Annotated in this window: 11 protein-coding genes; 3 read left to right on the top strand and 8 right to left on the bottom strand. The window is 70.0% G+C overall.

What is annotated here, in order from left to right; genetic code table 11:
- Positions 1 to 56 precede the first annotated feature (56 nt).
- Positions 57 to 836, bottom strand: coding sequence for a SpoIIE family protein phosphatase (locus ACFWYW_RS29360; RefSeq protein ID WP_379616071.1), 780 nt, complete (start codon positions 834 to 836; stop codon positions 57 to 59).
- Here ACFWYW_RS29360 and ACFWYW_RS29365 point away from each other — a divergent pair.
- Positions 736 to 2,154, top strand: coding sequence for an amidase (locus tag ACFWYW_RS29365; protein ID WP_379616074.1), 1,419 nt, complete (start codon positions 736 to 738; stop codon positions 2,152 to 2,154). The two genes, ACFWYW_RS29360 and ACFWYW_RS29365, sit on opposite strands and share 101 nt — an antisense overlap.
- Before the next feature lie 567 nt (positions 2,155 to 2,721).
- Positions 2,722 to 4,083, top strand: coding sequence for a hypothetical protein (locus tag ACFWYW_RS29370; RefSeq protein ID WP_379616076.1), 1,362 nt, complete (start codon positions 2,722 to 2,724; stop codon positions 4,081 to 4,083).
- Between the two features lie 235 nt (positions 4,084 to 4,318).
- Here ACFWYW_RS29370 and ACFWYW_RS29375 read toward each other — a convergent pair whose 3' ends face one another.
- From ACFWYW_RS29375 to ACFWYW_RS29400, 6 genes are all read right to left on the bottom strand, one after another.
- Complete coding sequence (locus tag ACFWYW_RS29375; protein WP_379616078.1) at positions 4,319 to 4,459, bottom strand: hypothetical protein; 141 nt, start codon at positions 4,457 to 4,459, stop codon at positions 4,319 to 4,321.
- Positions 4,460 to 4,491: 32 nt separating this feature from the next.
- Positions 4,492 to 5,289 carry a 2-keto-4-pentenoate hydratase gene (locus ACFWYW_RS29380; RefSeq protein ID WP_379616080.1) on the bottom strand — a complete coding sequence of 266 codons (798 nt, stop codon included), beginning with the start codon at positions 5,287 to 5,289 and terminating at the stop codon, positions 4,492 to 4,494.
- 3 nt (positions 5,290 to 5,292) lie between these two features.
- Complete coding sequence (gene dmpG, locus ACFWYW_RS29385) at positions 5,293 to 6,297, bottom strand: 4-hydroxy-2-oxovalerate aldolase (RefSeq protein WP_379616082.1); 1,005 nt, start codon at positions 6,295 to 6,297, stop codon at positions 5,293 to 5,295.
- Entirely contained in the window at positions 6,294 to 7,169 is an 876-nt protein-coding gene (locus ACFWYW_RS29390) for an acetaldehyde dehydrogenase (acetylating) (RefSeq protein ID WP_379616084.1), read from the bottom strand. Before ACFWYW_RS29390 ends, dmpG begins: the two co-directional genes overlap by 4 nt.
- A 78-nt stretch (positions 7,170 to 7,247) precedes the next feature.
- Positions 7,248 to 7,748, bottom strand: coding sequence for a RidA family protein (locus ACFWYW_RS29395; protein WP_379616086.1), 501 nt, complete (start codon positions 7,746 to 7,748; stop codon positions 7,248 to 7,250).
- On the bottom strand, positions 7,745 to 8,467 hold the full coding sequence (locus ACFWYW_RS29400) for an aspartate/glutamate racemase family protein (protein WP_379616088.1): 723 nt from the start codon (positions 8,465 to 8,467) through the stop codon (positions 7,745 to 7,747). Before ACFWYW_RS29400 ends, ACFWYW_RS29395 begins: the two co-directional genes overlap by 4 nt.
- 99 nt (positions 8,468 to 8,566) lie before the next feature.
- Here ACFWYW_RS29400 and ACFWYW_RS29405 point away from each other — a divergent pair, with 99 nt between their 5' ends.
- Entirely contained in the window at positions 8,567 to 9,466 is a 900-nt protein-coding gene (locus ACFWYW_RS29405; protein ID WP_379616090.1) for a LysR family transcriptional regulator, read from the top strand.
- Between the two features lie 325 nt (positions 9,467 to 9,791).
- Here the strand turns inward: ACFWYW_RS29405 and ACFWYW_RS29410 are convergent, their stop codons facing one another.
- Entirely contained in the window at positions 9,792 to 12,374 is a 2,583-nt protein-coding gene (locus tag ACFWYW_RS29410; RefSeq protein ID WP_379616092.1) for a PEP/pyruvate-binding domain-containing protein, read from the bottom strand.
- Between the last annotated feature and the right edge of the window lie 249 nt (positions 12,375 to 12,623).

The following is a 12,623-nucleotide window of genomic DNA, read 5'->3' on the forward strand; positions in this document are numbered from 1 at the left end:
CGGTGATGGCCTGGTCGCGTGCTTGGGCGTGCAGGTCGGCCAGGGCCTGCTGGAGCTCATCCAGTGTCAGCAGACTCTCGGCGCCGGTCTGTAGCAAGCTCTCGTGCAGGCGGCCGATGCCTGCGCAGATGTCGTGCATGCTTTGCGGCCAGTCCGCTACCGGTGACGCGTTCATGTCGGACCCTCACGAGTTGGGGGAAGACGCAGCGGCATGGTGGCGTCGTCGCTGCGATAGCTTCCGGCATGCCCGGTGATGCCGGCGGTGAGGCGGTCCAGTACCTGGGCGGCGCATCGGCCAGCGCCGCCATGCCCCAGATGGCCGCCTGCGGGCCGCGGCGGTGGGCCTCGGTGACGCCGTCGGTGTAGAGCGGCAGCGCATCACCCGGCGCCGGCTCCACCAGTTCGGCGTGCAGGTCCACCTGGTCGAACAGGCCCAGCAGGTGGCCGGGCCGGCCGGCCTCGTGCACGGTGCCGTCGGCGCGCAGGATGAGGGCCGGGTTGTGGCAGCCCAGGCTGATCAGCCCGCTGGTCGCACGTCCCGGCTCGGGAACCCTCAGGCATTGCTGCCGGCATTCCGGGCCTGCGACGACACTGTGCCGTGAGCTGTAAACAGGTGTCCCGAACGTGGATAGGCGTCTCGATATTTGGGCGGCTGACACAGTCCGTAAGCACAAGACTGCAATTTTGTGACGATGCCCCCTAGATTCCTCGGCACGGCAACGGAGAAGGGGCGCAATGTCGGAAATATGGGAGCTGTTCGCCTGGGAGCTGGCACGGCAAATCCAAGCTCGCACGGTGTCGAGCCGCGAGGTGGTCGAGGCGCATCTGCGGCGCATCGCCGAGGTCAACCCCCGGGTGAACGCGGTCACCGCGGTCCTGGCCGAGCAGGCGCTGCAGGCGGCGGACGCGGCCGACCGGGCCGTGGGCTCAGGCACGCCGGCCGGCCCGCTGTGCGGGGTCCCGGTGACCGTGAAGGAGAACATCGACGTCGCGGGATCGGCCACGACGCTGGGCATCGTCGCGTTGCGCGACGCGGCCGCCGCCGCGGACGCGCCGCACATCGCCGAGTTGCGCGCGGCCGGGGCCATCCCGATCGGGCGAACCAACATGCCGGAGTTCGGCATGCGCTGGCACACCGACAACGAGTTGCACGGCGCCACCCGTAACCCGTGGTCGGCTACGCACACGCCCGGCGGCTCCAGCGGCGGCGACGCCGTGGCCGTGGCGACGGGCATGGCGGCGGTGGGGCTGGGCAACGACGGGGGCGGCTCCCTGCGCTGGCCCGCCCAGTGCTGCGGCGTCGCCGCGTTGAAGCCTTCGCTGGGGCGCGTGGCCCAGGTCGGCCTGCCGGCCGGCGCGGGCCGTCCGCCGCAGCCGACGCCGTTCGGATTCCAACTGCTGGCCGTCCACGGGCCGATCGCCCGGAGCGTACGGGACCTGCGCCTGGCCTTCACCCACATGTGCGCGGACCACGGCGGCGACCCTTGGCACGCGCCGGTGCCCCTGCAGGGTCCCCTGGTTCCCGTACCCATAAGAGTCTGGCTCGCCACCGACCCGGACGGCCCCGATCTGGACCCCAGCGTCGCGGACGCCCTGCGTCAGGCGGCGGAGCGACTCTCCGACGCGGGGTACGTCGTGACGGAGAGCCGGGCCCCGGACCTGGTGCGGGCCGGACAGATCTACACGCAGCTCTTGTCCGCGTACGGCCGGGTGCACGAAGTGCAACCGGCGGTCGAGTCGGTGGCCTCCGAGGGGTTCGTCCGTTTCTGGGCGGAGTACGAGCCGCACTGGAACCGGGCGGCCGGCCAGGCGACCTTCGATCCCATGATGGAACGCGCCGCGATCGCGCGTGCCTGGATGGCGTGGATGAGCCAGGCTCCGCTCGTCCTCGCGCCGATCTGCACCAGCCCGGCCTTCGCAGTGGGATCCGACCTCGACACAGGCCGGCTCGCTCGGTGGCCGGCGTCCCTGCGCATGGCGTGGACCGTCAACCTCCTGGGGCTTCCGGCGGTGGCCGTCCCCACGGGAGCGGCTGAGGGGCTGCCTCAGGGCGTCCAGATCATCGGGCCGCGCTTCCGCGAGGACCTGTGCCTGGACGCCGCCGAGGCGATCGAGGCACGAACCCCTCCGCTGACCCCGATCAATCCGCGGTAGCCACCGGGGGCTGTATCCGCCGGCTGCTGGAGGACCACCTGCACCGGACGCGGGCCGCCGGCACCGCGCTGACCGCCTTGACTGGGCAGCAGCGTTGATCTGGTTCGACGCCGAGCGTCTCAGCCTCGTGGCCGCGGTCAGCACCGGCCGGCAGACCGGCGCCACCGGCTGGCCGCTGACCTGGCAACCTACCTCAACGACTACCTAGTGTTCTGAGTCGTTAATTCGATTAAGAAGTTAGTACGATGTCTGTATGGCGAAGGGCGGCAGGCCTAGGCGGCCCTTGTTTGTCAGCGAAGCGGATCGGCGTGTGCTGGAGCAGGTTGCGCGCCGGCGAACATCGGTGTCGCCGCCCGCGGCAACGACCGTCGGATCACGCTGAGCCCGAAACAGACCATCGGAGCGGTCTCGATCATTCCGCATCCGAGCACAGCTCTCGCTTTGTGACTACAGGCTCGCCGTTGTGAGGTTCAGGCATGACGTCGTCAGACGGCGTACGGCCTGATTCAGGCAAGAGAATCCCGCGGCAGGGAGAACTCGCGCACGGAAGATCGCGTCAAAGCAGGGATGAGATCCTTACGCGTGTTCGTGGCGGCTGCACTCATCGTCCTGGGCACTGGATGCGGCGGCGACGTGGCGGCCGCTGCGGCGCTGCTTCTGCCGGAGCAGCCAGGAGACCTCCATCTGGAGCAGATCGTCACATCGGACGCCGAGCGGGATCCGGTCACGGCGTACGCGGAAGGTGACGCACCCGGCGACAGGACCCTGGCCGTCCTGGTAACACAGTCGGAGGACTGGGAGCAGCCGTACAACTGGGAGCAGCCGCACGTTGGCAAGCCGGTCAAGCTGGACAAGCACGAGGCGACCATGGGCGGAGCGGGACAGCACCGCTGGATCACCTGGCCGGTTAAGACGAGTCAGGACTTCGAGTCGTTCGCGGTGCTGGGCCACGGGTTGTCGGATGCCGAACTGATCAGGGCGGCCAACGGAGTGGCAGAGGATCTGCGGCGGCCCCGGATCGACGCCGCCTATCTGCCGCGGGGACTGGATCTCGTCAAGACCGGTTCGCTACCGGTCGGCAACTGGCAGGCTGAACTCGGCGGAACGGAGCAGGTCTGGACCAACCGGCAGGCGCGCGCCAGAGTCTCCGTCAGCCAGTTGCCCGGCGATGCCGGCATGGCGGTTCTCGCCGGTGCCACCGTCATGGGAGAGCCTCGGGAGATCCGCGGCACCACCGGCCTGGCGGGTGGCGACCTGCTGTCCGGCGGATCGCTCAGCATGGACTGGGTGCACCAGGACCGGGTCCTCATGACGCCCAAGGTCCGGCTCTGGCGGGAGAACGGCGTGATCGTCAAGGTGTCCGCGCTGGGTCTGGCCGACCACGTGGTGGACGCGTTCGTACGAGGTCTGCGCCCGGCTGGCCCTGAAGCCGTCGAGCGGGCGCGTGGCCAGATCCTGGAGTATCCTCCCGAACTTCTGTTCCCGCCCACCGACGATGAGAACCGTCCGTTGCGTGTCGTCACGGACGGCAGGAACGTCGAACGGGCCTGGGCCATGAGCGCCGGACTGCAGGACGGAACCTTCACGTCCGCGCTCCGCGTGCTCTCCCGCCGGGCCGAGATCGTGGGTGGCGGCGGCGGGACCTTCGATTGGAAGCCGGAGTACGGCCGGGCGCCGATGACAATCATGCATGACGTGCTGGAGCTCGGCCTGCCCAGCGACAACGTCCTCATCGGCTTCGCGGGGACCGGAGTGCGTAAGATCCGCATCAGCTACTCGGACGGCACCTCGGCAGAGCTTCCGCTCGGCCCGGCGGGCGGCCCAGGCGGCGTCCGCTGGTTCTCTACCGAGGTAAAGTCCCGCTCGTTCAAGCTCTCCGCCGAGATGAAGGACGGCAAGGTCACCGACACCGTACGGCGCATCCCCTGAGCGGCCTGATCACAGGTATCGGTCAGGGAGTGCCTCTCCAGAATTCGCGGCGGGAGACGCTCGAGTGGCTTTTGATCGCCGTGAGCGATTCGACCTTGGACTTCAGCTGCACACAGTCTTCTGTCGGGAAACGCCGTCGCGGGCAGGAGCCTGCCGAGGTTGATCAGTGGCTGCAGGGCCATCTTGGCTGCCGGGATGGCGAACGGCCGCCGGCGAGGAAGGCACGGGTGTGCTGTCAGCACAAGTCTCGTGCAAGGGCGGGGTGGCCGCCGTCGCGGAGGATGAGCGCGGCGACGTTGAATGCTTCCGCGCCGCGCTCCAGAGTGTCGTCGCCGCGGGCGTCCGCGGCGTGGGCGCGGGCCTGCACTCGCGTCACGCGGGTCTCGATCCCACGACCCAAGTCGTATGTCAGGACGAGCCTTCTTCAGCCAGGATTGCCGTGACTCGGCCGATCCCGGGGAAGTCCGCTGTGACGCTGTCGCCCGGCGCGATCGTGATGGCCCTGGTGATGGAGCCGGACAGCACCACCTGGCCTGGCTCCAGCGACACCCCCAGCGCACCGATGGCGTTGGCCAGCCAGGCCAGTGCGTTGAACGGAGTACCGAGGACCGCCGTTCCGCTGCCGGTTTCGGTGGCTATGCCGTTCCTGATCAGTGTGCAGTTCGCGGATCGCAGGTCGGCGTCCGCGGGATCGATCGGCGTGCTTCCGAGGATCGCCGCCCCGGATGATGCGTTGTCGGCGATCGTGTCGACGATCGAGATCTTCCAGTCCTGGATCCGGGAGTCGACGATTTCCAGCGCCGGCAGCAGGTATCGCACCGACCTGATGGCGTCGTCGACGGTCACGCCGGGTCCCCGGAGAGGGGCGCCCAGGACGAAGGCGATCTCCGGCTCGATCCGGGGCTGGATGAACCCGCGGTAGGGGATCGGCCGGTGCTCGGGGTGGAACATGCTCGCGGTCAGATGGCCGTAGTCCGGCTCGTGGACGCCCATCTGCCGTTGGATGGCGGCCGAGACGAGGCCGATCTTGTGGCCGCGGACCTGGTCTCCGGCCTCGGTCCAGGACCGCACCTGCTGCTGCTGGATCCGGTAGGCGTCGGAGATGGTCGCGCCGGGATAGGTGGTGCTCAGGGGAGGAATCGGTAGGCCGGACCGGTGGGCGTGGAGCAGCGCGGCCGCCGCCTCCCGGACCTCAGAGGGCTTCATCGTTCACGCGCCTCGCGCTCGGCTCGACAGCTCCGCCGCCACGTCGATGATCATGTCTTCCTGGCCTCCGATGACCTCGCGTCGCGCCAGTTCCAGGAGAAGCGTGCGCACTGGTAGGCCGTACTTGTCCGCGGCGCGCTTCGCCGGGTGGAAGAAGGTGGAGTAGAGACCGGTGTAGCCGAGCAGGAGCGCGGTCTCGTCGATGATCTGCGGTTCGGTCATCAACGGCGCGAGGAGGTGTTCGGCGACCTCGATCAGGGCCAGGACGTCGACTCCCGGGTGGTGACCGGAACGTTCCAGCGCCGCCGCGAGCGCCTCCGTCTGGGCGTTGCCGGCGCTGGCTCCCAGGCCTCGGAGCGAACCGTCGACGTAGGTCGCGCCGTTCTCGACCGCGGCGAGCGTGTTGCCGATGCCCACGCCCAGGTTGTTGTGGGCGTGGAAGCCGATGTCCGCGTGGACCGCGTCGCGCAGCGCGGCGACACGGGCTCCGGCGGAACGGGGCACGAGCGCCCCGGCGGAGTCGACCACGTAGATCACCTGCGCGCCGTAGGAGTCCAGCTTGGCGGCCTGCTCGGCGAGTGCCGCCGGTTCGAGCTTGTGGCTCATCATCAGGAAGCTCATGACGCGCATGCCCTGCTCGCGGGCGTGGCGGATCGGCTGCTCGGCGCAGTCGGCCTCGGTGCAGTGCGTGGCGACCCGTACCGTGCTCGCCCCGGCGTCGCGGATGGCGTCCAAGGCCGCGAGCGTCGAGATCCCCGGCACGTACAACACGGCGATGTCGGCTCTGTCCACCGCGGCGACGGCGGCCTGTACATACGCGACGTCCGTCGCGGCGGCGAAGCCGTACTGGATCGAGGAGGCGCCGATGCCGATGCCGTGGGCGACCTCGATGACCCGGACACCCGCCCGGTCGAGGCCACCGGCCACCGCGCCGACCTGTTCGGGTGTGAACTGGTGCGAGACGCTGCTCATGCCGTCGCGCAGGCTCGTGTCCACGAGAGTGATCATCGGGCGGCTCCCAGGGTCTTCTCCGCGATCCGTTCGGCGACGGCGATCGCGGCGGCGGTGATGATGTCGAGATTGCCCGCGTAGGCGGGCAGGAAATCGCCGGCGCCCTCCACCTGCACCATGACGGTGACCAGGTTGCCGTCGACCTCCAGGAATCGCAGCCGGTAACCCGGCACGTACCGTTGGACTTCGGCGACGATGTCTCCTACGGCCTGCTCGATTCGCTCGGCGTCAGACCGGCGAACCCTCGCGTACACGGTGTCGCGCATGACCATGGGCGGCTCGGCAGGATTGATCAGCGAGAACGCCTTGGCCTCGTCGACCCCGGCGACGGCGGTCAGGGCCTGTCCGGTCTTCTCGCTGAACTCGCTGAGATTGCGCCGAGTGCCCGGACCCGCACCGGCGCTCGCGATGGTGGCGACGATCTCGCCGTACGAGACGTCGGCGACCTGGTCGATCGCGTACAGGAGGGGGATGGTGGCTTGCCCCGCGCAGCTGACCATGTTGAGGTTCGGCGCCTGCAGGTGATCGTCGAGGTTGACGGCGGGGACGACCCAGGGGCCGACCGACGCGGGTGTCAGGTCGATCGCGGTGATCCCCGCGGCCGCGTAGCGTGGCGCGGCCGCGGCGTGTACCTTCGCCGAGGTCGCCTCGAAGACCAACGGGGGCCGGTCCGATCGGCTGAGCAGCCAGTCGACGCCCTCCGCGGACACCTCGACACCCAGGTCCTTGGCCCGCCGCAGGCCCTCGCTGCCCGGGTCGATTCCGATCATGAAGCGAGGGTCGACGAGTTCGGATCGGCGCAACTTGTAGAGCAAGTCCGTTCCGATGTTGCCTGAACCGACGATCGCCGCCGGGACTTTCACGGGCATGCGTACGCGCTCCCTTGTGACGGAAAGGTGTTGCCGTCCCCACGGGCCGGCGGCCGGGGGCTCCGGGGATTCGCGGGCTCAGCCGCGTGCCGGTCGGCGAATCTCGATCAGAAGTTCCAGTTCGACGGGGGAGTTCAGCGGCAGCGCCGACACCCCGACCGCCGAGCGGGCATGCCGTCCGGCGTCGCCGAAAAGTTCGCAGAGCAGGTCCGACGCCCCATCGCCGACCTGTGGGAGCCGGGTGAAACCGGGCGTCGACGCGACGAACACCAGGGCCTTGACCACGCGGGCCACCGCCGCCAGATCGCCGATCTCCGCCTTCAGCGCCGCCAGCGCGTTCAGCGCGCACTGACACGCGCACTCGTAGGCGACTTCCACGCTGACCGTGTCACCGAGCCGGCCGGTCGCGATCAGCCGCCCCTCCCGCAGCGGCACCTGGCCCGAGATGTGGATGTGATCACCGCTGCGTACGGCGGGCACGTAGGCCGCGACCGGAGGCACGACCTCCGGCAACCTCAGCCCCAGCGCCTCGAGGCGCCGTTCGGGATGGGAGAAGGTCGCGCGGCCTCCCGGGCTCATCGAGGTCCACCGCGCCAATCAGGCATCGCACGCTCGCCGACAGCGACGTCGTAGGCCGCACGGGCCAGCAGACGGGTCGAATCCAACGTCGGCAGGCACGAAACATCGGGCGTGATCAGCAACGGGATCTCGGTGCAGACGAGCGCGACCGCGTCACAGCCCCGGCCGGCCAGCCGTTCGATGACGCGGAGGTACTGCTGGCGCGACGCATCGCTGATCACACCGTTCACCAGCTCCTTGAAGATCACCTCGTTGACGAGGTCACGGTCGTCGGCGTCCGGCAGTTCCGCGGCGATCCCACGGGAGGCGAACGCCCGCGGGTACATCGGGCCGTCCATCGTGTACGTGGTGCCCAGCACGCCGACACGGGTACGCCCCTCGGCCGCGGCCTGGTCCGCGACGACCTCGGCGATGTGGAGACCCGGCAGCGGGAGGTCCGGTCCCGGCACCTCCAGAGCCATGTGGGCGGTGTTGTCCGGACAGGCGAAGAAGTCGGCGCCGGCCCGGGCGAGCCGCCGCGCGCTGGTGGCCAGGGTGGCCCGGACGGTCGCGTGATCTCCGCTCTCCCAGGCGGGCATGCTGTACCCGAAGGCGACGTAGTCCAGGGCGACGTCGGGATGCTCGTTGCGACCGGTCCGGCGAAATCCCTCCTCGCAGAAGGTGAGGAAGCAAAGGGCGGCTCCTCCCGTGCTGTGAGCGAGGACTCCAAGGTGTTTCACGACGACTCCGGCGTTTCAGAACAGCGGGACGGCTTCATTCTTCCCCCGAGGACCCCAACCCGCCTACTGCAAGGCATCGATCGATATACCATCCATGCTGTGGAGGCATGGATGGATGTGCGGGTGATGGGTTACCTGGTGGTGATCGCCGAAGAGGGATCCATCAGCGGAGCCGCTCGCCGCCTGCGACTGACCCAGCCGACCCTGAGCCGGCAACTGCGTGACCTGGAACGACGCTTGGATACTGAGCTGTTCGTCCGCACCGGCCGAGGCCTCGCTCCCACCGCGGCCGGCGCGGCGCTGCTCCGGCGAGCCGTGCGCATGCTGGCCGAAGCAGAAGCCGCTCTGCACGACGTACGGCTGGCCGCCGAAGGCAAGACCGGCCGGGTGACGGTCGGGTTCGCCGGATCGGGCATCAACGGCGTGCTGGGAGGCGCCCTCGGCCGGCTGCGAGCGGAACTTCCCGACGTCGACCTGTCCCTGGTGGAGCTGTTCGACGACGCCGAGATGTCGGCCGGCATCCTGGACGGAAGCCTCGACGTGGCCGTGCAGCGGCTGCCGGTCCGCGACGCCCGTCTCGCCACACGAGTCTGGACGCGAGAGCCGTTGACCCTCTTCCTGCCGGCGGGGCATGCCCTGGCCACGACCCGTGAACCGGCACCGGTATCCGTACTCAGCGAGATCCCCCTGGTGCTGTGGCCACGCGAATCCGCGCCCCACGCGCACGACGAGATCACCTCGTTGTGCCACCACGCCGGGATCGTACCGCGCGTCGGCGCACGGGGCCGGACCGTCCAGACCATCCTCGCGCTCGTCGCCGCCGGGTTCGGCGCGGCCGTGATGGCCGACTCCTATCGAGTGCTGCACCGAGATGGCGTGACGGCTCGACGACTCGCGGGTACCGCCACCACCTTGCACCTGGTCTGGCGGGCCGGGGATATGGGCCCGCTTCTCACCCGTTTCATGACCGCCCTGAACACAGGACCGCAGCGCGAGTGAGCTCGCATGCGACTGGGTGGCCGCACCCTGGCCACCCTCGCCCGACAACACCCTCCTGCTGTCAAGCTGCCTTCAACAAAGCCATGACCCGCACCGTTCACCCCACTGGTTCTGTCGATGACAAGTGGATCTGGATCAAACTCCGTGAAGCGGTGACGGATGGTAATCATGCAGAGCGGGCGCATGGTCCTTGATCGCGATTCCGTAAGTCGATGTACACGGCCCACCATGCCCAGCGATGCGCCACTCCGTCGCGGCGACAACATAGCCGAGCTGGGTCCGTTCCATAGGCGAGTGGCAGTAGCCGTACAGGATGACCCGCTCGTCAGTCGTGGTGGATGGTGACGGTGCCGGCGGAGCCGTCGACGGTGATCCTGTCGCCGGTGCGGATGACGCGGGTCGCGTCGCTGACCCCGACGACGGCGGGGATGCCGTACTCCCTGGCGACCGTGGTCCCGTGCGAGGTGAGGCCACCCGTCTCCGACACCAGCGCGCCCGCGGTGAGGAACAGCGGCGTCCACCCGGGGTCGGTGGCGGCGACGACCAGGATCTCGCCGGGCTGGAGTTGCACCGCGTTCGGATCGTGGACGACGCGCGCGGTGGCCGTCACGACGCCGGACGCGGCGGCCAGGCCCCGCAGGCTCTGGCCGGAGGAGTCCCCGGCAGGCTGCCCGCGCAGTTCGAGGGCCCGCCCGTCGGACAGCACCAGTGACGGAACCCGTGGCCGCCTGCACTCCCGCTCGTATCGAGCCCGCCGCTCGTCGGCGGTCGCCCGCAGGTCCTCACCGCCCAGCCCTGACCGCAGTTCCGCGGGGACGAGGAACATCACATCCTCGCGCCGGGTGAGCCTGCCGTGCCGGACCAGGTCCTCGCCGATGAGCAGAAGCTGGTCGCGGATGTGGGCGTACCCGCGCATCAGGTAGACCTTGCCGTGCTCGCGCAGTCCGCGCAGCGCCCTGGAACGGCGGAGCATGAACCCGGCCGCGACAGCGTGCGGGAGGCGCCGCAGAGGCAGCCGTCCGACGAGTTCGCGCAGTGTCCTCTCCGCCGCGTGCGCCGCGTCGGTGAAGTAGCGTTCGGCGTCCTGGGCGGGGTCGGTGGTCAGCAGGTAGGTGGCGAGCATGGCGAAGACCGGCTCGGGATCGTTCGACCAGCGGGGCACGCCGAGGTCGATCTCCGCGCGGGCCCGGAACCCGTACTCCCGCAGGAACCGGGACACGCCCTGCTGCAGGGTCTCGGGAAGGGTCTCGGCCGCGTAGCCGGCGGCCAGTCGCGCGGGATCGTGCTCGGCGAACAGCGCCGCGCACGCCGCGTCGTCGCGGATACGCCGCGACAGCCGCCACAGGGAGAGGTCCATCTCGGTGGTGGGGTTGCCGGGGACGCCGCGGAAGACGGCGTTGATCTCGGCCTCGCCGGCCACGCGGGACAGGAGGCGCGAGCCGATCTGCGCCGCTCGCTGCCCGGCGTACTCGCGCGGCAGGTCCAGTTCGATGCGCGCGACCTCGGGCGCGACCCTTTCGACGAAGTCCAGCCGCTCTTCCGCGCTCGCCCGCGCCGGGCCGGCGTACCGGCTCACCAGTTTCTCCGACCTGGCCACGATGCCGGCCCGCGCGGCCCGGGGGAAGGCGAGCGCGTAGACGACGCGCCACCAGTGTGCGCGGTGCTCGCGGGGCGGCGCGCAGGCCAGCGGATCGATTCCGGACGACGGTCGCAGCTCGTCGGCGTGATCGAGCAGCGCCCGCCCGGCCGGGGCGGTGAAGGCGTCGATGAGATGGGCCAGCCGGGCGCGGCGGCTGTCGCTGTAGGCGCCGTCGGTGACATCCCAGTACAGCCAGCCGTGCACGCCGGGGATCTGCGGGGCGATGCCGGACCCGGCCAGTCCTGGCTGGAACGACATCTGCCGCAGCCGGATCAGGTAGGCGCCGATGGGCGTGAACGGTTGAGTCAGGCCCTGGTAGGCGTTGAGCGACCAATACACCCGCGGCCGCTCCTGAGCCGCCTCGGGCACCGGGAACAGTGTGGTGATCGGTCGGGACTGGGTGATCCACAATCGCCCGGACGTGTCGTAGGCCCACTCGATGTCCTGCGGCGAGCCGAACAGCTCCTCCAGGCACCGGCCCAGCGCCCAGAGCTCCCGCAACTGAGCGCGGCTGAGCTCACCGGAGCCCCGCACGCTGACGGCGCCAGGCCCGATCCGGTACTGGTCGGGCCTGACGGTGCCGGACACCAGGCCCTCACCGAGACCGGCCACCGCCTCGACCACCATCTCGGTACGCCGCTCACTCATCGGGTCGACGGTGAACAGCACACCGGCGTGCCGCGCCTCGACCATGACCTGCACGACCACCGCGATCTCGGCCTCGCGCTGATCGACGCCGTTCGCCGCCCGGTACAGCACCGCGCGGTCGGACCACAGCGATGCCCAGCACCGGCGGACGGCGTCGAGCACCTTGCCGACGCCGCGGACATCGAGGTACGTGTCGTGTTGCCCGGCGAAGCTGGCCTCGGGCAAATCCTCGGTCGTCGCGGACGACCGTACCGCCACGGCCGGGGCCTTCTCAACGGCCAGCAGCCGGTAGGCGGCCGCGACGCTCTCGGCCAGGTCCGGTGGCACCGGCGCGCTCATGATCCGCCGGCGCGCGTCGCCCGCGAGCCTTACCAGGTCCTCCTCCGTCGTCGCCCGGTCGAACTCCTCCAGCACGCCGTCGAGGGACACCGACCTCCGGTACGCGGCGGTCGCGACGCAGAACCCGGCGGGCACCGGGAACTCGGCGGCCGTCATCACGCCGAGGCCGACCGCCTTGCCGCCGACCAGGCCGAGCATGGTCCCATCAACCGACCCCAGACCGACCAGGTCACCCGGACCGAGGCCGGTCTCGGCGCTCGCATCGGTGTTGGTCGTCAACATCGCACCCTCCTGCAGGCGTCACCCCGCCGTGAGCACGCGCCCACAGCCCTGTTAGGTAAGCCTCATTTCTCAACTCGGGTTGAGTGCAACTCGCCCGTGGGGAAGGTCGCGACTGCGGATCGCGTACTGGCCTGCCGCACCCGCCGGCTGCCGTACACGCCCAGCTCCGCCGACGGCGGCGCGGAGCCGCCTGCGAGCTCGGGCCCCGGCGTGCGAGCGGCCTCCCGGCGCCGCCGTTCAGCCAGGACA

This window comes from Nonomuraea sp. NPDC059023 (assembly GCF_042740095.1).
GTDB lineage: Bacteria > Actinomycetota > Actinomycetes > Streptosporangiales > Streptosporangiaceae > Nonomuraea.

What these genes read in the sequence shown, in the direction of transcription:
- ACFWYW_RS29365 (WP_379616074.1), top strand. Translation starts at nt 736, where the DNA reads ATGTCGGAAATATGGGAGCTGTTCGCCTGGGAGCTGGCACGGCAAATC.
- ACFWYW_RS29360 (WP_379616071.1), bottom strand. Translation starts at nt 836, where the DNA reads ATGCGCCGCAGATGCGCCTCGACCACCTCGCGGCTCGACACCGTGCGA.
- ACFWYW_RS29370 (WP_379616076.1), top strand. Translation starts at nt 2,722, where the DNA reads ATGAGATCCTTACGCGTGTTCGTGGCGGCTGCACTCATCGTCCTGGGC.
- ACFWYW_RS29380 (WP_379616080.1), bottom strand. Translation starts at nt 5,289, where the DNA reads ATGAAGCCCTCTGAGGTCCGGGAGGCGGCGGCCGCGCTGCTCCACGCC.
- dmpG (WP_379616082.1), bottom strand. Translation starts at nt 6,297, where the DNA reads ATGATCACTCTCGTGGACACGAGCCTGCGCGACGGCATGAGCAGCGTC.
- ACFWYW_RS29390 (WP_379616084.1), bottom strand. Translation starts at nt 7,169, where the DNA reads ATGCCCGTGAAAGTCCCGGCGGCGATCGTCGGTTCAGGCAACATCGGA.
- ACFWYW_RS29395 (WP_379616086.1), bottom strand. Translation starts at nt 7,748, where the DNA reads ATGAGCCCGGGAGGCCGCGCGACCTTCTCCCATCCCGAACGGCGCCTC.
- ACFWYW_RS29410 (WP_379616092.1), bottom strand. Translation starts at nt 12,374, where the DNA reads ATGTTGACGACCAACACCGATGCGAGCGCCGAGACCGGCCTCGGTCCG.